7 protein-coding genes are annotated in these 19,557 nt (G+C 72.3%); 1 reads left to right on the top strand and 6 read right to left on the bottom strand.

Features of this window, described 5'->3' with window-relative positions; genetic code table 11:
* Nucleotides 1-61 precede the first annotated feature (61 nt).
* Genes ACZ32T_RS12735 through ACZ32T_RS12710 form a run of 6 tightly spaced genes read right to left on the bottom strand, consistent with a single transcriptional unit; the run spans nucleotide 62 to nucleotide 17,624 of the window.
* On the bottom strand, nucleotides 62-931 hold the full coding sequence (locus ACZ32T_RS12735; RefSeq protein ID WP_467366728.1) for a thioesterase II family protein: 870 nt from the start codon (nucleotides 929-931) through the stop codon (nucleotides 62-64).
* On the bottom strand, nucleotides 928-2,193 hold the full coding sequence (locus ACZ32T_RS12730; protein WP_467264343.1) for a cytochrome P450: 1,266 nt from the start codon (nucleotides 2,191-2,193) through the stop codon (nucleotides 928-930). The genes ACZ32T_RS12735 and ACZ32T_RS12730 overlap by 4 nt, the downstream gene beginning before the upstream one ends.
* The gene (locus ACZ32T_RS12725) at nucleotides 2,190-4,247 is read right to left on the bottom strand and encodes a Gfo/Idh/MocA family oxidoreductase (protein WP_467366726.1); all 2,058 of its coding nucleotides are present in this window, start codon (nucleotides 4,245-4,247) and stop codon (nucleotides 2,190-2,192) included. Before ACZ32T_RS12725 ends, ACZ32T_RS12730 begins: the two co-directional genes overlap by 4 nt.
* The gene (locus ACZ32T_RS12720) at nucleotides 4,244-5,395 is read right to left on the bottom strand and encodes a saccharopine dehydrogenase NADP-binding domain-containing protein (protein ID WP_467264340.1); all 1,152 of its coding nucleotides are present in this window, start codon (nucleotides 5,393-5,395) and stop codon (nucleotides 4,244-4,246) included. The genes ACZ32T_RS12725 and ACZ32T_RS12720 overlap by 4 nt, the downstream gene beginning before the upstream one ends.
* On the bottom strand, nucleotides 5,392-10,965 hold the full coding sequence (locus ACZ32T_RS12715) for a non-ribosomal peptide synthetase (protein ID WP_467264339.1): 5,574 nt from the start codon (nucleotides 10,963-10,965) through the stop codon (nucleotides 5,392-5,394). Before ACZ32T_RS12715 ends, ACZ32T_RS12720 begins: the two co-directional genes overlap by 4 nt.
* A complete protein-coding gene (locus tag ACZ32T_RS12710) occupies nucleotides 10,962-17,624 on the bottom strand; it encodes an amino acid adenylation domain-containing protein (RefSeq protein WP_467366991.1) in 6,663 nt (2,220 codons plus the stop codon). Before ACZ32T_RS12710 ends, ACZ32T_RS12715 begins: the two co-directional genes overlap by 4 nt.
* 260 nt (nucleotides 17,625-17,884) lie before the next feature.
* On the opposite strand from ACZ32T_RS12710, the gene ACZ32T_RS12705 reads away from it, so the two are divergent.
* Entirely contained in the window at nucleotides 17,885-19,522 is a 1,638-nt protein-coding gene (locus ACZ32T_RS12705; protein ID WP_467366724.1) for a (2,3-dihydroxybenzoyl)adenylate synthase, read from the top strand.
* The last annotated feature ends 35 nt before the right edge of the window (nucleotides 19,523-19,557 follow it).

Raw genomic sequence — 19,557 nt, 5'->3', positions numbered from 1 at the left:
GGCGTTCTCCGGGTGGGGGCGGGCGTGGTGGGTCGTGTGCGGGTGGCCGTGCGGTCTCGGTTCACGGGGTGCTCGGCCAGGTGTGTGCGCCGCCGATGGTCAGCGAGGGATCCAGTCGGCGCAGCACGGTGGCGACGACCTCGCGGCGTCGGGGGGTGAGGTAGAAGTGGTCGCCGGGAAAGACGCGGACTTCGGTGCGGGCGGTGGTGAGGTCCGCCCAGCCGCCTGCCCCGTCGCGGCCGCGTTCCGACCCGAGTTCGGGGTCCGTGCTGCCGGTCAGCACGTGCAGGGGGCAGGCCAGGGGCGGCCGCTCCGCCGGCCGGTACGTCTCGATGATCCGGTAGTCGTGGCGCACGGCCGCCAGGATCAGGGACCGCAGTCCGGGGTCGTCCAGGATCTCTTGGCTGGTTCCGCCGAGGCGTGCCAGTTCGGCGCCCAGGGTGTCGTCGTTCTGGCGGTGCAGTTGCCCAGTCACGGCGGTGCCGGGAGCCGCCCTGCCTGACGCGAACAGCCGGTGCGGGGCGAGGCTTCGGCGGCCGGTGAGCTCGTGGGCGAGCTCCCAGGCCACGGCGGAGCCCATGCTGTGTCCGAAGAGGGCGTACGGCCGGTCGAGCAGCGGTTCGAGGGCGTCAGCCACCGCGCTGACCAGCTCCCCCATGTCGGCCGCCCCGGGATCTTCGAGCCGGTCCTCGCGGCCGGGGTACTGGATGGCGAGGAGTTCGACCTCGGGGGGCATCAGTGGTGCCCAGGGCCGGTAGAAGCCCGCGCTTCCGCCCGCGTGCGGCAGGCATACGAGCGTGAAGCGGGGAGCGGGTCCGCCGCTCCACCGCCTGATCCAGGGGCTGTCGGCTCGGCCGGCGCGTGCGGAGGGCCGGGGGAAGTGCTGGGCGGGTTGCTGGAACGACAGGTTCGGTGAGGAGGACGCGGTCACCAGGTCACCCTCAGTTCTTCGAGGCCGAAGGTGGCCGAGTCGTGCTTGACGGCGACGTCGTCCCGGTCACCGGCGAGGCGGAGGGTGGGGACCCGGCGGATGAGCGTCTCCAGGGCGACCTCCATTTCCAGCCGGGCCAGGTGTTGTCCGACGCACTGGTGGACGCCGTAGCCGAACGCGACGTGGTGGTTGTCGGTGCGGTGGAAGTCGACCCGCTCCGGCTCGTCGAACTGCTCGGGGTCGTGGTTGGCCCCGGCGAGGAGGGCGATGACGCCGTCGTCGGCGGGGATCGTCCGGCCGGAGAGGTCGATGTCCTCGGCGGCCACGCGCAGGGGGATGGAGTCCGCGACGGACAGGACGCGCAGGAGCTCGTCGACGGCTGCGGGCATGAGGGAGGGATCGCGGAGCAGTTCCTCCTTCAGCTCCGGCCTGTCCAGGAGGAGCAGGGTGCTCAGGGCGATCATGCTCGTGGTGGTCTCGCGACCGGCGTTGATGGTGATGCCGAGGGTGGACAGCAGCTGGTCCATGGTCACGTTGCCGGTGGCGAGGTGGTCGGTGACGAGCTTGGAGATCAGGTCGTCCTGCGGTTCCTCCCGCCGTTCGGCGATGAGTTCGGCGAGCAGGCCGAAGAGCCCGCCGAGGGCTTCGGCGACCTGTTCGGCGGTGCTGTCGCGGGAGCCGGAGACCCGGGTGACGTCCCGGAAGAACTCCAGGTTCTCGCGCGGGATGCCGAGGAGTTCGCAGATCACCGAGGTGGAGACTGCGTTGGCGTACGCGGAGACGAAGTCGACGGGGCCGCCTGCGGCGAGCATGCCGTCCAGGATCTCGTCCACCCGTGCCTGTACGGCGGGGCGCATCTCCCGGACCCGGCGCACCGTGAAGACCGGCAGGAGCATGCGCCGGTACTTGGTGTGCTCGGGGGCGTCGGTGCGGATGAAGGGACGGAACCGTGCCCCGGCCTCCTGTTCGCCCTCGCCGAGGGCCGGGAAGCCAGGGCGGCGGATGTCCGCGCTGACACGGGGGTCGGAGAGCAGTTCGCGGACGTCGTCGTAGCGGGTGACGACCCAGGCTTCCTTCTTGGTCGGCAGGGTGACGCGGGCGACCGGGTCGTCGGTGCGCAGCGCGTCGTACTCCGCGGGCGCGGCGAAGGGGCAGCCGCGCTGGATGGGGAAGTCCCGGAGTGGGGCCGTGGTGTCCGCCGCGGTGTCCGTGCGGAGTGGATCGGAGGCGTGAGACGCCGTCGAGGTCTCGGAGGTGCTCATGTTGGGTCCTGGCCTTCGGAGGGAGAGGAGACGAGCGGAGTGGTCGTGCGCGGGGCGTCCGGGCCGTCGGACGGGGTCCGGGCGTGCGGCAGCCGTGGGACCGTGTCGGAGCCGCCGGGTGTCCGGGTGAGTACGGCCAGTGGGGGCGCTCCGGGGCGGGTGGGCAGGGCGCGTGCCGTCATGCCGGACTCGGCCGCCACGTCCTGCAGTCCGAAGGGCGCCCAGCGATAGGAGTCGCGCACTTCGCGTTCGGCATGGGCGGCACCGTCCCGGTAGACCCGCCAGGTGGAGTGCAGGCGCATCGCGCCGCCCTCGGCCTCGTCCGGTGCTCCGGCGAACGACCACTCATAGCGGTGGCGGCCGGCTCTGGCGGTGGCGAGCCGGGTCTCGGGCAGGGCCGAGGGCCGTTCGAACTGCATGAGTTCGACGATGACGAGCCCGCCGGGGGCCAGCCGTTGGTGCAGCCGCCGCCACAGCCTGGCCCGTCCTTCGGCGTCGAGGTGGCCGAGAACTCCGCACAGCAGGACGACGCTGATCCGGTCGGGAAGCTCCAGGTCGGGAGCGGAGTCCGCGGTGACGGTCACCCGGGTACGCAGGTCTTCGTCGCTGAAGACACGGCTGGTGAGCACGGCCCGCATGCCGACCGACGGTTCACAGGCGATGATCTGCGCGTCCGGCCTGGCCCGGGCCACGGCCTCGGTCACCAGACCGGTGCCCGCACCGATGTCGACGACCGGCCCCGCGCTCAGGTCCGCTTCGGCGAGGAGGGCGGCGACCGCCGGGACGCTGGAGGTCGCGGTGTGCTCGGCGGCGAAGAGGTCGAAGAACTCGGCCGACGGGGAGTACGGCGCGGAGTCCGCGGGACGGACCGGCACCGTCTCGGGCGACGAGCCGGGCGGCACCTCGGCGGGTGCCGGGCCCGCGAGGTGCGAGGGCGGTTCCGGGCGGGACGTGGTGTCGCCAGGGAACCCCTCCGGCACCGGGAAGACGTCGCTGACCGCCAGGGGCCGGGGGGTGGCCGGCCGGACGATCTCGGGTGGACCCAGCCGTGCCGCGAGGTCGGTCCAGATGCGGCACACGGCCAGGTCGTACTGGCCCCCGCGCAACGCGTCCCCACCCTGGGCGACAGCCTCGCGGAGGCCGTCGAGGGCCGTGCCGATCGCTTCGGGCCACAGGTCGGAGAAGACCATGCGGAAGCTTCCCGTGGCGCCGACCACGGCCGTGGTGCCGAGGCCCAGTCGCCCGGTGCCCGGACCGTCCAGCACGAACCGCCGTTCCGTGTCCCGGCCGATGTGCAGCCGGGGGCTCCACAGCACCGGGCCGTGGGTGTCGGCCAGGGTGAGCACCCCGCCTTCTGTTCCGACGGAGACGCGGTGCCAGTGCAGGGCGTGGTTGTCCCGGTCGGACGGGTCGAGCTGGTGGTGCACCCGCAGGGTGAGGGGTACGCCGGCGAACACGCCGTGCAGGGAACGGAAGGGCTGCGGTCCGATCTCAGCGGGCAGGGGCGCCGGGTCCGCGAACCGCCAGGGCCGGAGCGTGCCCATCGCCTGACCGAGGATGTCGACCAGGGGATGCATGAGGTGGACCGGGGTGGCCGCGTCCACGAAGAGCGGTCGCTGTCGTTGGACCAGCCGGCGGGCTGCCTCGATGAAGGCGCGGACGGGAGCGACGTGCGGGTAGTGGGTGTTGAGACGGTACTGCACCCCCCGCTTGCGGGCGTGTTTGAGGTTGTCCGTCAGCTCGGTGAGGTGGACGGGGTGTTCCTGGAGGACGTGGATGCCCCGGTCCATGAGCGCTCTGGCCAGCTCGGTGCCCGGGCCACCGGATATGGAGGAACTCACCGCGACACAGGCGGCGTCGATGTCCTCCGGAAGGTCGTCCACGTCCGTGTGGAACGGGACGCCCAGGTTCTGGGCGTACGCGCGTGACGCTGCCGACCCCCGGCTCAGGACGCCGGCCAGGAGGTAGCCGGGGCGCCGGCGTACCGCCTCGGCGTAGAAGCGGCCGAAGTTGGTGCCGCAGACCAGTACACGCAGGGGCGACGCTTCGCTCACAGCACGCCTTCTTCCACTTGTTCGGCTTCTGCCGCCGAGCCGGTGAGCCGGAGGTCGGCGGCGCCGTGGGCTCGCAGGTGTGTGACCACGGTGTGCGGATCCAGGACGTCGCAGGCGAAGTGCACGCCCGCCGGGACCTCACCCCGCAGTACCGCTTCCACCGCGAGGGCGCCGACGGCCGCGGTCAGGCGGTAGCTGCTGGCGGCGCGCAGGGTCACCCCCGCGGTGGCCGGATGTGCGGACGCCGTTCCCGACAGCGCGAAGTCCATGACGTAGTAGGGCTTGCGTCCGGCCAGGTCGAGGTCGGCGGCCAGGATCAGCCGCTCCGCGAGCCGGTCGGGGTCTTCTCCGGCCGCGAGACGTCCCGGCAGGACGTTGAGCAGCGCGCGTACGGCCGGGCCGGGGTGGACGTTGTACCAGTCGAGTCGGTCCAGGCCCAGGACGGTGGCGAGGCGTTCGCTCTCGCCGCTGAGATAGGGCTGCACCGCGATCCGGCCGGGGAACGCCTCGTGCTCGGTGTCCTCAGCCGTGCGCAGGGCACGTGACACCCGCCGCCCGCCGCGGACGGCCGCAAGCGCCTCACCGAATGCCGCACCGTCCGCGCCACCGGAGGTCAGGGAGAGCATGAGATCGTGCGCCACGGTCGGTGAACAGGTCTCCAGGCCACCGCAGTACGCGGTCAGCGCTGCGGCCGTGTCCGGTCCCTGCCCGGCCAGCCAGCGCGGCAGGAGGCTCGACAACCCGGGCAGGGCTCCCGCGGAGAGGACGACGGTGCGGCCGTCGAGGGTTGGATCACCGGCCTTGAGGAGGTCTTCGGCGGCAGGGTCGTCCCCGGCCACGTCGACGCAGTGCGCACCGGCGGCGAGTGCCGCGGAGGCCACTGCGGCCCGCAGCCGGTATGTGGGGCCGACGCAGTTGAGGACGATGTCGCAGCCCTCGGTGAAGGCGCGCAGGCCGTCCGGAGCGGTGGCGTCGGCCCGGACCGTCTCGTCGTGGCCGGTGGGGTCCTCATCAGCGACGGCGCTCAGGGCCGACGCGGTCCGTCCTCCCAGGCGGAGCCCGGTGTGGCCGAGCGTGCGCAGTTCCCGTACGGCGGCCCGGCCGACTGCACCGGATGCCCCGAGGACCCCGATCACAGGCTTGTTCATCGGGTGATCGCCCCCTGGGTCAGCTCACCGAGGGTCTTGAGGATGCCGGGCGCGTGCTCCACGGACAGGCAGCTGTAGTGGTCGCCGCCGATGTCGACGATGTCCAGGTCTCCCAGCGTCAGTTCCTCCCAGTAGGTGGTGACGGCGTCCTTGCTCCCGGGGAAGGGATAGGCGCCGTCGTGGCGCAGGAAGGTGATGTCGCCGGCGTAGGGCTCGGCGTCGTAGCGGGTGATGGCGAAGACGCTCTGCCGGAACGCGAGGAAGAGCCGCGTCATGTGCTCGGGTTCGTAAGTCCCCGCTGAGGCGGGAACCGCCCCGCACATCCGCTCGATGCGGGTCGCGCGGGGAACTTCCGCCAGTTCCCGGAAGCGCGCCGCGACGTCCTCGAACTCCACGGGCAGTCCGGCGAGTCCGCCGTCCGGCAGTACACCGGGACTGGCGGCGAGGACGGCGTCGGCGGCCGCTGCGACCCGGTACTGGTCGTCGGGGAAGCTGAGGTCGGCCGGGTCGATGCCCATCATGACGGCGAAGGAGTACTCGGCGAGGAGTTCGTCGTCGAGCCGGAAGCGGGGGCTGTGGCTGCTGATGACGGTGAGGCTCTCCACCTCGGCCCCGGACTCGGCCAGGTTGCGGGCCACCTCGGTGGCGATCAGGCCGCCCAGGCAGTAGCCGACGACGTGGAAGCGGCTGCGGCCGTCCGCCGTCAGGGCGCGGGCGTAGTCGGCCGCCATCTTCTCGATGAGTCCCTCAGGTGGCGCGGCGAGGAATCCGTTCAGGTCCGGGACCTCCACGCCGACGACCTCGGCGAGGCCCGGTGAGCGGCGTCTGATCTCGGTGACCAGCGCCCGGTACGGCATGATCGTCGCGGTTCCCGCGTGTACCAGGACGGTCGTCGGCTCGTCCTCGGAGCGGGCGCCGTGCAGGTGGATCACCGGGTCGGTGCGCACGGTGTCCGCCGAGGGCGCGTCCTCGGGGCCGGCCAGGCCGCGCAGGAACCCGGCGAGACCGGCGACCGTGGGGCGGCGCAGCATGTGGCGCAGGACGACCTCCCACTCCAGGTCGGCCGCCTGCGGTACGCGTTCGCGCAGGCGGCTCACCATGCGTGCGACCAGGAGGGAGTCGCCGCCGAGGTCGAAGAAGTCGTCGTTGCGGGTGACACGTCCGACAGCGAGGAGTTCCGCCCACAGGTCGGCGAGGCTGTTCTCCAGCTCGTCCTTCGGCTGCTCGTCCACGACGACCGGTGCGCTTTCGCGGGGCAGCCAGGTCCGAAGGCGAGCGCGGTCCGTCTTGCCGTTGGCCGTACGGGGCAGGGTGTCGACGACCTGCCACACCGACGGAAGCATGTACTCCGGGAGCCGGGTGGCCGCCGTGCGGGCAAGCTCACCCGTGGGAACGTGCCGGCGGTCGTCCTTCAGTGTGGCGAAGAAGACCTCCTGCCCGGTGAGGGCCAGGGGGTCCCGGGCGTCGGGGAGTGAGGTGATCTCCGACGCCCCCTGTGCGTCCAGGAGTTCGCGCCACTGGGTGTGGGTGAGGAAGGACTGTCCGGTGTGCTCGCGAACATCGGTCCAGGTCCGGCCGGCGACCTCCAGGAACTCCATGGAGACCAGCAGGGGGAGGTTCTCGTCGCGGGTGTTCTCCACGAACACCAGCTGGCCGCCCGGCACCAGCAGTTCCCGCAGCCGGCCCACGGCGGCGTCCGCGTCGGCGGCGGCGTGGAGTGTGTTGGCGCAGATCACGACGTCGAAGGTGTTGGGCAGCAGATGCTGGGCGCGGGGGTCCTCGTCGACGTCGAAGCGCTGGTAGCGGACCCAGGCATGGTCGGCGAAGCGTTCGCGGGCCTCGTTCAGGAAGAAGGCGGAGGCATCGGTGAACAGGTAGTCCACGCCGTACTCGGCGAGGACGGGCACGAGTTCGCCGGTGGTGCCGCCGACGCCGCCGCCCACTTCCAGGACCCGCATCCGCTCCTCGCCGGTATGGCCGGCGGCGATCTCGCGCAGTGCGGCGACCACCGCGCGGTTGAGGTGCCGGATGGCGAGGTTGTCGCGGTAGGCGGCGTCCGCGGCCTCGGTGGCCGCTCCGGGGAAGAGCAGCTCCTGGATGGCCGTCTCGCCCGAGATCAGCTCGGGCAGTCGCTCGGCGCACGTACGCATGACGGTGAGCAGCTCCGTGCTCCAGCCGATCTCGCCCTCCAGCGCCGCGGCCCGCTGCCAGCGGTGCCCCTTCTCGGTCTCGGACACGGGCACAAGGCCGGTGTAGGTGTCGTCCGGGCTCTGGTGGGTGAGCCGGTCGCGAACGGCCAGGGCGCGCAGCCAGCGGCGCACGATGTGCCGGTGCCGGGGCGTGGCGCGCAGGGCCGTGCCTACTTCCTGCGCTGTGCGCGACGCACCGTCGGCGAACGTTCCGGAGGCGGCGAGGACGCGGGTCATCTCGGCGACGGCCACCTCGTCGAGGGCGGTGAGGAAGTCCGTGAGCCGCGCGGTGTCGACGGCGGCGGAGGCTTGACGTACGGCGTCGGCGGCCACCGTACGCGCCTGTGTCCTGGTCGCCGCGGCGGGCTCGTAGCCGTCGCCGGTGGGTGCTCCGGGACGGCCGGCATCCCCGTCCTTGCGGGCCGTCTCCACGAACGCGGCGAGGCGCCGTCCGCCCGCCGCGGAATCGTCGACGATCACGGCGCCGGCCGCGACCGCCGGGTGGGCCTGTACGGCGGCCTCCACTTCGGCCAGTTCGACGCGGTATCCGCGGATCTTGATCTGGGCGTCCTCGCGGCCCAGGAACTCGATGGTTCCGTCGGGGAGGTACCGCCCGAGGTCGCCCGTGCGGTACAGGCGCGCTCCGGTGGCGGGGTCGGTGAGGAACCTCTGTGCCGTGCGCTCCTCGTCGCCGAAGTAGCCCAGGGCGACGCCGGCACCGCCGATGTACAGCTCGCCCGGTACCCATTCGGGGCGGGGCCGCAGGTTCCGGTCGAGGACGGCGAAGGTCTGGTTGGTCAGGGGCTTGCCGTACGGGATGCTCGGGCGGGCGGTGTCCACCTCGCCGATCGGGTGGGCGATGGACCAGATGGAGCCCTCGGTGGCTCCGCCGAGCGAGATGACGTCCAGTCCCGGGAGGAGTTCACGGGCCTGGTCGGGCAGCGAGACGGGTATCCAGTCGCCGGATATCAGCGCGAGCCGCAGCGAGGCGTCGCCGGCGGGGGGCTCGGAGCGGAGCCAGTCGCACAGCATGTGGAGCTGCCCGGGGACCGAGTTCCACACGGTCACTTCGTGGTCGCGGACGAGTTCGGCCCAGTGGGAGGGGTCCCCTCGCCGGTCGGCCGCGGGCAGGACGAGGGTGGCGCCCACCGCGAGCGGCCCGAACAGGTCGTAGACGGACAGGTCGAAGCCCAGTCCCGCGATGCCGAGGACGCGGTCGCTCGCGGTGACGGCGTAGCGCCGGTTGATGTCCTCGATGGTGTTGAGAGCTGCTCGGTGACTGATCATCACGCCCTTGGGCGTGCCGGTGGAGCCCGAGGTGTAGATGATGTAGGCGAGGTCGTCCGGAGCGCGTCGGGGTCCGGGCCCGTCCACCGTGGCCGCCGTGTCCTCGGGCACGACGAGGTCGACGGCGACGGCTGTGATGTCTTCCGGCAGGTCGTCGGTCCCGGCGAGCCAGGACTGGGTGAGGACCGTACGGACGCCCGCGTCCGCGATGATCGTGTCCCGGCGGGCCGGTGGCTGAGCGGTGTCGACGGGCAGGTAGGCGCCGCCCGCCATGAGGGTGCCGAAGACCGCGACGACCTGCTCCCAGCCCTTGTCGGCCCAGATGGCCACGGGTTCACCGGGGCGGAGCCCGGAGGCCGTGAGTGCCTGGGCCACGGCACTCGCGTGGGCCACGAGCTGTCGGTAGGTGAGAGCGAGTTCGGGGGTCCGGACGGCGATCGCGTCCGGTGTGGCCTGCGCCTGGGTGAGTACGGGTTCGTGGAGCAGGGCGTCCGGCAGGGGCCCCTCGGTCGCGTTGACCGCGCGTCGGCGTACCGCCTGCGCCTCGGGCAGAGGGATGCGGGCCGGGGTGTCCCAGGCGGCCTCTCCGGCTTCGCCCTCGGCCGACAGCGACCGTACGACTGCCGTGTACGCCTCGAACATGGCGTCGGCCACCCCGTGGGCGAGTGCGCCCTCCCGGATGTCCCAGGACAGGCTCAGCGCGTCTCCGCGGTGCATGACCTGGCAGTCGAGCCATACCTGCGGGGTCCGGGTCACGGCGTACGTCACCTCGGGAGGTACTCCCTCGGAGGTGGCGCCGGTGCCCAGGGCGCTGGTGAAGACGACCGGCATCAGCACCGGGGAGCCGGCGTGGCGGGAGAGTTCGGCGAGCACGTCCGAGCCGGTGAACGACGCATGCGCCAGGTCTTCGAGGAGCTGCTCCCCCACCGCCCTGGTCCGGTCGGTGAAGGTGGCAGGGGCGTCGAGGTCGACGGCGAGGAGTTCGAGCGAGGTGAAGTCGCCGATGAGGCGGTCGATGTCGTCGTGGAGAGCGGGTCGGTCGACGGTGGGCACGTTGAGCGTGAAGCGGCTGGTGCGGGACCAGGCGCCGACCGTCTCGGCGTACGCGGTGAGCAGGGCGGTCGACGCGGTCAGTCCTCGCCGCGCGGCCCGCCCGGTGAGGCGGTCCCGGTCGGCCGCGGACAGCAGGGTCTCCAGTCGGCGGAACGTCACCGTGCCGTCGGCAGCCGGCGTGCGGCCTGTCCCCCCGTGGTCGCCCACACCGGCTTCCCAGTGTTCGGCGAGGGGGAGTTCGGGGGCGGGCGGCAGGGTGTCGAGGCGTCCGGTCCAGTAGGTGCGGTCGCGGGTGTGTGCGTCGCTGTCGGCGAGGGCGCGGCGGGCCAGGACGTAGTCGCGGAAGGTGATCCGCGGCGCGTCGGAGAGGGCGGCACCGCCGTAGCTCCGCTGGAACTCGGCGAGCAGGATGCGCAGGCTGGCGTGGTCGACGACGAGCATGTCGAAGGAGAGGTGGAGCACAGCCTGCCCGGCGGTCCGGGTGACGTGCACGGCGAAGAGCGGCCACCGGTCGGTGGGGGCCTCGCGGGTGGACAGTCGTGCTCGCGTGCGTTCCAGCTCCGCCTCGGCGGTGTCGGACGGGAGCGCGGTCAGGTCGTCGGTCCCGACCACGAGGGCGGGCACCTCGGGCAGGACCCGCTGGTGGCCGTCGCGATGGACCACGGCACGGAGCATGTCGTGGCGCTGGACCAACTCGCGCCACGCGGCGGTCACTCGGTCCACGTCGAGGTCGGGGTAGCGCAGCTCGACGTAGGCGTGGCAGCCGATGCCGCCGTAGGCGTAGGCGTCGGTGCGGCCGATGAGGTAGGCGGCCTGGATGTCCGTCAGCGGGAACGGTTCGTGGCGGTTGTCGGGGTCGCTCCGCAGCGTGGGCTCCCCTGCCTCCAGGTGGCGCAGGATGGCGTCCTTGTGCGTGCGCAGTTCGGCGCGGTGCGTGTCGGTGAGCCGGCCCTGGGGGGCCCGGAACCGCAGTTGTCCGTCCTGGGCCCAGAGCACCACGCCCTCGTCGGCGTATCGGGCCAGCAGTTCAGCGATGTTCACAGCTCTCCGGTCTCATAGGTGGTCGCGTGGGCCGCGAGCGTGCGGGTGACGTCCGCGGCGAGCGCGGCGATGGTCGGTGCGGCGAAGAAGCGGCGGGCGGGCACGGTGGCCCCGAGACGGCGCTCGATCGCGGTCAGCAGGCGCAGTGCGGTGAGGCTGTCGCCGCCTGCGGTGAAGAAGTTGGCGTCACGGTCCGGCACCCATTGCGGCAGGTGTTCGTGCCAGAGCGCGGCAAGGGCTTCCTCGGCGCGGCCCCGTGGCGGTTCGGCGCCGGCGGACACCGCCTGCGGGCCCGCCAGGCCGGCCAGTGCTCCCCGGTCGACCTTGCCGTTCGCGGTGAGAGGCAGCGTGGGGAGCAGGAGAATGCGGGACGGGACGGCGTAGACCGGCACGCGTTCCGCCAGCAGGGCGAAGAGCCCATCGGCCAGTTCCGGTTCCTCGAAGGGCGTGCCCGGACGGGAAGGGGCGGACTCGGTGGCGGGCGTGGAGAACGTGGTGGGGTCCTGAGGTACGGCGAACGCGACCAGGCGTTTGGCGGTGCGTTCCCCCACGGCCACGACGGCGGCCCGCGCGACGGCCGGGTGCGCTTCCAGGGCGGCCTCGATCTCGCCCGCCTCGATACGGTGCCCCGAGATCTTCAGCTGGCTGTCGAGCCGGCCGAGGAACTCCAGCAGTCCGTCACCCCGGAACCGGCCCAGGTCACCCGTCCGGTACCAGCGTCGCCCGTCCTGCTCGACGAACTTCTCGGCAGTGCGGGCCGGGTCGGCCAGGTAGCCGCGAGCCAGTCCGGCACCCCCGATCAGCAGTTCGCCGGGCGTCCAGTCGGGGCAGTCCCGGCCGTTCCGGTCGACCACGCGATAGTGCTGCCCGGTCAGGGGGCGTCCGTACGGGATGGATACCCAGCGGGCATCCAGATCCGTGACGGTGAGGGTGTTGGACCAGATGGCGGCTTCCGTGGCGCCACCCATGGCGACGAACGAGCAGGGCCGCGCTGTCCGGGCCCGCAGCCGGGCGGGCAGGTCGAGGCCGATCCAGTCACCGGAGACCAGTGCGGTCCGCAGCCCCGCGATCCGGCTGCCTTCCACGCCGTCCTGTTCGTCGGCGTCGAGCAGCAGGTCGAGCAGGGCGGGCACGGTGTTCCAGACGGTCACGCGGTGCTGCTCCAGCAGGCCCGGCCAGCGGGCAGGTTCACGGCGCTGGTCCTCGGTGGGCAGCAGGAGGGAGCCTCCTGCCGCGAGCAGGCCGAAGACGTCGTACACGGAAAGGTCGAAGTCCAGCGCGGAGAGGGCGAGTACGCGGTCGTCCCCGCCGATGTCGTGGCGGGCGTTGATGTCGGCGATCGTGTTCCAGGCTGCGGCGTGGGTGATCTCGACTCCCTTGGGCTCGCCCGTGGAGCCCGATGTGAAGATCACGTAGGCGAGCGTCTGCGGAAACGCCGTACAGGGTGTGGGCAGCGGCTCGTGGTGCTGGGTGGCCGCGAAGGACAGGCTGCGGGGGCCGGTCGCCTCCGGAGCGGGCCAGGTTCCGAGGACCACCTCGAACCCGGCGGTGGCGTGCACGCGTTCCAGTCGTGCGGTGGGCTGTTCGAGGCTGAGGGGCACGTAGGCGGCTCCGGCCGCGAGGACCCCCAGGACCGCCGCGATCTGTTCCGGGCCCTTGGGCAGGGTGACCGCGACCAGGTTCCCCGGCCGTACGCCCGCGTCGCAGAGTGCCGCGGCGATGCGCAACGCCCGCCCGGCGAGGGTTCCGTAGGCAACCTCCTGCCCTGCCGTCGTGACGAGGGCGGTGCGGCCGGGCGTGGTGGTCGCGTGACTGAAGAACGCATCGTGCAGCAGGCGGGGAGCCACCGGATCGAGGGCGGCCTCCCGTGCCTCGGCAGCCCGGCGTTCGTACTGGGAGTCGGGCAGCAGGTCGGGGAGCGGGGCTTCCCAGTCGCCGGCGGCGGCGGTGTGCCGCAACAGCCGTTCGTAGGCGGCGAACATGGCGTCCAGCACGCCATCGGAGAACAGCTCCTCGACGGCGTCCCAGGTGACGACCAGGTTCCCGGACTCCTCGGTGACCTGGTTGTCCAGGCAGACCTGCGGTGACTGGGAGATGCCCCAGACCTTGGCGGGGAAGCCGGTGTCCGGTGCGGCCAGCGTCGCGTCACCGACGCCGATGGCGCTCGTGAACACGACGGGCGCGGCAGCGTCCACCGTGCCCGTGCGTCGGCCGAACTCCCGCAGCAGCCAGTCGATCGGCACGTCGGAGTGGTCGAGGTCCTCGGCCTGACGGCGTTGCAGGACCCTGGCCGCCGCCAACCAGGATGTGCCCTCGCGCCGGTATCCGGCGAGGGACAGGGAGGTGAAGTCGCCCAGCACCCGGTGGATGTCGGGATGGACGTCACGCCGGTTGAAGAGGGTGAGCGTGAGAGTCAGGGCGTCACTCCCGCTCCAGGTCGCCAGGGTTTCCGCGTACAGGGCGAGCAGGACGGTGGAGGGGGTGAGGCCGTGCCGGGCCGCGTCCCGCTTGACGGCCTGCCAGTCCTCGGCGGGTACGGTCAGCCGGCGCCGGGTGAAGACGGGCGTGTCGAGAGTCGCGGGGTCGCGGTCGAAGGGCAGGGCGGGAGGCGGCGGCAGTTCGGCCAGGCGGGACTGCCAGTGGGCACGGGCTCGCGCTGCCGCCTCCTGGTCCTCCGGGAGGCGGGTCAGATAGTCGCGGAACGTCACGTCGACGGGCGGCAGTTGCTGGTCCGGGTCGGCGTAGAGCGCGTTCAGTTCGGCGTAGAGCGTGGTGATGGAGAGCGCGTCGAGCACCAGGTAGTCCAGCCCGATGCCGATGCGGGTCCGTACCTCACCGTCCCCCTTCCCGGCATCCCCGTCCTCTCGGTAGCGCACCGCCTCGATCGCGAAGAGCGGCCACCGGGCGGGGTCACGGACCTGGCGGGACAGGCGGGCGCGCAGGTCCGCGAGCGCCTCGGTCGCATCGCCGCTGTACGCGTTCCCCACGGGGATGCGCACGGGTGGCACCTCGGGAAGGACGCGCTGACATCCGTCCTCGACGACGGCACGGAGCATGCCGTGGCGGGCGACGAGGGTGTTCCAGGCGCGCTCCAGCCGGGGCAGGTCGACGTCCGTGCCGTCGAACTCCGTGTAGTGCCAGGTGCCGACGCCGCCGAGGGTGAAGCGAGGGTCTCGTCCGGTGTGGTAGGCGGCCTGGACGTCCGTCAGGGGGAAGGGCTCGTGGGCGTGGTCCGGGTCGGGCACGAGGACGGCTGCCTGCTCGTGGGTGGTCGTCGCGGGGTGCAGCGTCTCGCAGAAGTACTGGAGCACGGGGCGGGCGAAGAGGTCGGCCACACGGGCGCCGGGGAATCCGGCGGCGCGCAGCCGGCCGATCATGCGGGTCGCGACGAGCGAGTCGCCGCCCAGCAGGAAGAAGCTGCTCTCGCGTCCCACGTCGGCTACGTCGAGCAGATCGGCCCACTCGGCCGCCACGGCCGTCTCCACGGGACCGGTCGGCGGGGAGGTGTGCGGTCCGTCCTGGCCTGCGGCCTCGGTCAGCGCCTGGCGGACGGCGGCCCGGTCGAGTTTGCCATTGGGCGTCAGCGGCAGGTCGCGCAGGACGAGGACACGCTCGGGGACCATGTAGGCGGGCAAGCGGTCCGCAGCCCTGAGCCGGACCCTCTCCGGGTCGGGTGCCTCACCGTGGACGGAGACGGCCGCGGCGAGGTGCCGCGACGGTGTGCCGAGGACGGTGGCGACGGCGTGCAGGACGGCGGGGTCGTCCTCCAGCGCGGACTCGACCTCGCCGAGTTCGATGCGGTGGCCGCCGATCTTCACCTGGTGGTCGGCGCGGCCGAGGAACTCCAGCACTCCGTCGGGCCGGTAGCGGGCCAGGTCGCCGCTGCGGTACCAGCGTTCGCCGTCGTGCTCGACGAAGCGTTCAGCGGTCCGCTCGGGGTCCCCCCGATAGCCGTTCGCCACCCCCGGGCCGCCGATCCACAGCTCGCCGGGGACGAGATCGGGGCAGTCGCGGCCGCGCCCGTCCACGACACGCGCCCGCATGTTGCGCAGCGGAACACCGTACGGGACCGACTTCCAGGCCGGGTCGGTCTCCGCCACCTCGAAGACCGTGGAGTGGACCGCGGCCTCCGTCATGCCGCCGAGTACCACGAAACGGCAGCCGGGTACGAGGGCCCGCAGTCTGCGGGGCTGGTCGAGTCCGATCCAGTCCCCGCCGAGCAACACCATGCGCAGGGAGTCGCCGAGGCCGTCGACCTCGCCGGCGGCCATCAGCAGGTCCAGCAGGGCGGGCACGCACTGCACCAGCGTGACCCCGTGTGTGCGCACCAGCCGTGCCCAGAGGTGGGCGTCGCGGCGGTGCTCCTGTCCCACGGCGACCATCTGGCCGCCGAGTGACAGCGGGGTGAAGATGTCCCAGGCGGCGAGGTCGAAGTCCAGCGCGGAGATCGCGAGCGTGCGGTCCGAGGGGCCGAGTCCGAGCTGATGCTCCATCGCCTCGATGGTGTTGACGACCGCTCGGTGCGACACCTCGACGCCCTTGGGCAGTCCGGTCGAACCCGAGGTGAACAGCACGTAGGCGGGCAGGGCGGGATCCGGCTGCACGACCTGTGCGGGTTCCGCCTTCGCCGCGTCCTCCAGGAGCAGCACCGGAGCCGTGGAAACTTCCCCGCACAGGTGGGCGTGGTCCCGGTCGGTGAGAACGGCGGACGCTTGGGCCACGGCGTGGATGCGGGCCCGTCGTACGGCGGGCTGCTCCACTCCGACGGGGGCATAGGCGGCGCCGGCGGCCAGGATGCCGAGCACCGCGGCGACCTGGTCGGCGCCCTTGGGCAGGGTCACCGCGACGGTGTCTCCCTCCCGCACCCCGTGGTCGCGCAGCAGCGCGGCGATCTGCCGTGCCGTGCGGCCGAGTTCGCCGTAGGTGAGCGTGTCGCCCGTCGTGCTGATGACCGCGGCGCGGCCGGGCTCGGTCCCCGCCAGCCGGAAGAAGCGGGTGTGCAGGGCGCGGGCAGGGACCGGCGTGGCGGGCAGGGCCGCCACGGCGCGGCGCGGCAGGACGTCGGTCGCGAGCAGGCCGTTCACCGGCCGGTCCCACGCTTCGGGGTCGGTCACGAGACGGCTGATGAGGCGGCGGTAGGCGCCGAACGCGGCGTCGGGGACTCCGGTCTCGAACACGCCGTCACGCACGTCCCAGTTGAGGAGGAGACCGCCGTCGAGTTCGGTGACCTGCGCGTCCAGGTAGACCTGCGGTCCCTGCGAGATGATCCAGGAAGGGTGGCCGAAGGACTTCTGGACGTCCTGCTCGAATATCTCGCCCAGGCCGATGGCGCTGGTGTACACGACGGGTGCCAGCACCGGGGCGCCCTCGACGCGGGCGAGGTCGCGCAGCACCTCGACGCCGCCGTACGCCCCGTGGGCGATGCCCTCCTGCAGGCGTTCCTGGAGGCCGCGGGCCTGCCGGGAGAACGGGTGCGGCGCGCTCAGGTCCGCGTCGAGCAGGACCGAGCTACTGAAGTCACCGACCAGATGGGCCACTTCGGGGGTGAACATCTCGCGGTCGAACAGCGGGAGGTTGAGCAGGAAGCGCCGGCTGTCGCTCCAGGCGGCGATGACCTCGGCGAAGGCGGTGGCGAGGGCGGCGGCGGGGGTGATGCCGTGCCGGCGGGCCGCAGCGATGAGCACGGCCTTGTCGGCGGGACCGAGCCAGTGGTGCAGCCGGCGGGAGTGGGTGAGCGCGGTGTCGTCCGCGTTGACGGGGGTGAGCGGGTCGACGGTCGTCGGCAGCCGGGGGGCGCGGGGCAGGTCCGGCAGGCGCTCTCGCCACCAGGCGGCGTGTTGTTCGCGTTCGGCTCTTCGCCGGACGTCGTGCTCCGCGAGGTACCGGCGGTAGTCCAGGCCCATCTCGCGCGGCGGAGCGTCAGGACACTCGTAGAAGCGGCGCAGGTCGGACAGGAGGACCCGCAGGCTCAGGGCGTCCCCGGCCATCATGTCCAGGTCGATCTGCAGCCGGGTCCGCCCGCCGGGGAGCAGGCACAGGGTGACACGGAAGACCTCGCCCCTGGTGATGTCCGGGCGGGCGTGGGTGTTGTTCTCGCGCAGCACCTCCAGCTCGGACTCTGCCTCGCCGGTGGTGCGTGCACGCAGATCGTGGACGGTGAGGGGCGCACCCGCGGCACCGAAGCGCTGGCGGCCCTCATCGTCGAAGACGGACCTGAGCATGCCGTGCCGCCGCACGAGGGCGCGCAGGGCGGCATCGAGCCGGTCCGGATCGACGTCCTGACCGTCCAGTTCGACGTAGAAGTGCGCGGCGACGCCGCCGAGGGGCTGTCCGTCCTGACGTCCGATCCAGTAGGCGTGCTGCATGGTGGCCAGCGGGAAGGAGCCGGACTCCTCCTCTTCGACGGCCGTCACGTCCGACGGGGTGGGACGTGCGGGGGCGGGTTCGCCGTCGGGCCGCGCCTGCCCGAGCAGGACCGTCCACGCCCGCAAGGTCGGCTCGCGCGTGAGGTCCTGGAAGGTGACGGTGCTGCCCGCCCGTCGCCAGGCGCCGACGAGGGACATCAGCATCAGTGAGTCGAGGCCGAGCTCGAAGAGGTCCCGGTCGTACGCCAGTTGCTGTGGCGTCAGCTCCAGTGCGCGCGCCACCGCCGCGCGCACCGCGGTCGGTGCGTGCGGGTCGCTGCCGGCGGGGTCGCCATCCGCTGTCCGCGCCTGGACGAGCGCTTCGTCGCTCACTGATGGGGCCTTCCGATCGGATGGGTGCGGGTCGTGTCGAGGGCGGCAGGCGGCGGGAGGTTCGTCACGCAGGTGGCCGAGCCCTAGATAGAAATGATTATCATTTCTACAGTTCACATCGTAATCACATAACGAGACCCAGCGCCAGAGCCACGAGGCTCGGCGATGAGAGGCAGAGCCCCATGAGCGAGACACAACGGACCTGGCCCGAGGCTGAGAAGGCGCGGTACAGAGCCGTCGGCCACTGGGAGGGCGTCACCTTCGGAGCCCGGTTGCGCCACTGGGGGGCCAGGCACGGAGGGCACGTCGCTCTCGTCGACGGCGACCGCCGCTGGACCTACGCCCAGCTGGACGCCGAGGCCGACCTCATCGCCCGCGGACTGTGCGGACTGGGCATCGGACGGGGCGACCGCGTGGTGGTCCAGCTCCCGAACCGCGCCGAGTTCGTACTCCTGTGGTTCGCCTTGCAGCGGCTCGGTGCGGTACCGGTGCACGCAATGCCCGGCCACCGGCGCCGGGAGATCGGCCATCTGGTGCGCGTGGCGGGTGCCGTGGCCTGTGTGGTGCCCGACCGGCACGCCAGGTTCGACCACCGCGAACTGATGCGCGAAGTGCGGGCGGAACAGGGACCGGACGACTCGCTGAGGCACGTCATCGTGGTCGGCGATCCGGGACCGGGCGAGGAGTTCGTCTCCTTCGATGCGCTCCGCACGGCGCCGCCGGCCACCTCGGGTCACGACCTCGGCGACGGCGGAGCCGACCCCTCCGACATCGCCCTCCTGTTGCTGTCCGGCGGCACCACAGGGCTCCCCAAACTCATCCCGCGCACACACGACGACTACGCCTACAACGCCCGCGTCTGCGCCGACGTCTGTGCGTTCGACGCACGGACCGTGTACCTGGCGGTACTGCCGATCGGCTTCAACTTCACCTTCGCCTGTCCCGGTGTGCTGGGCACTCTGATGGCCGGGGGCACCGTCGTCGTGGCGCCTGACCCCAGCCCGCAGACGGCGTTCGCCCTCGTCGAACAGGAGGGCGTGACCCTGACCTCCCTGACCCCGCCGCTCGTCCCCCACTGGATGGACGAGGCCGCGTCCGGCTCCTGGGACCTCGGCAGCCTCGCGGTGGTGCAGGTCGGCGGGGCCCGACTGCCGGAGGACCACGCCCGCAGGCTGGGACCGGCGCTCGGGGCGACCGTGCAACAGGTCTTCGGCATGGCGGAGGGTCTGATCAACCTGACGCGCCTTGACGACCCCGAGGACCTGGTCTGTGCCACCCAGGGCCGGCCCGTGTCGCCGGACGACGAGGTTCTCGTGGTGGACACCGACGGCAAGCCCGTGCCCGACGGGACGGCGGGCGAACTCCTCACCCGGGGTCCGTACACGCTGCGTGGCTACTACCGTGCCGAGGAATCCAACCGCACGGCGTTCACGCCGGACGGCCACTACCGGACCGGTGACGTGGTGCGGCGCCTGCCCACCGGACACCTCGTGGTGGTGGGGCGGATCAAGGACCAGATCAACCGGGGCGGCGAGAAGATCGCCGCGGTGGAGGTGGAGGAGGAGTTGCTGACGCATCCGGCGATCACGGCGGCGGCCCTGGTCGGTGTGCCGGACGAGCGGTGGGGTGAGCGGTCCGTCGCCTTCGTCGTCTGCGAGGGCTCGGCTCCCGGCGCCCGGGAGGCCGCCGCCCATCTCAAGGAACGCGGACTGGCCGGGCACAAGGCACCGGACGAGGTGGTGCAGGTCACCGCCCTCCCGCTCACCGCAGTCGGAAAAGTGGACAAGGCGGCGCTGACACAGCAGTTGCTCCTGTCCTGAGGCGCGGCCGGGAGGAGCGCCCGGTGGGCAAGGCG

The organism is Streptomyces sp. NPDC023573, assembly GCF_055559735.1.
This window is presented reverse-complemented; position numbering and strand designations above follow the sequence as displayed.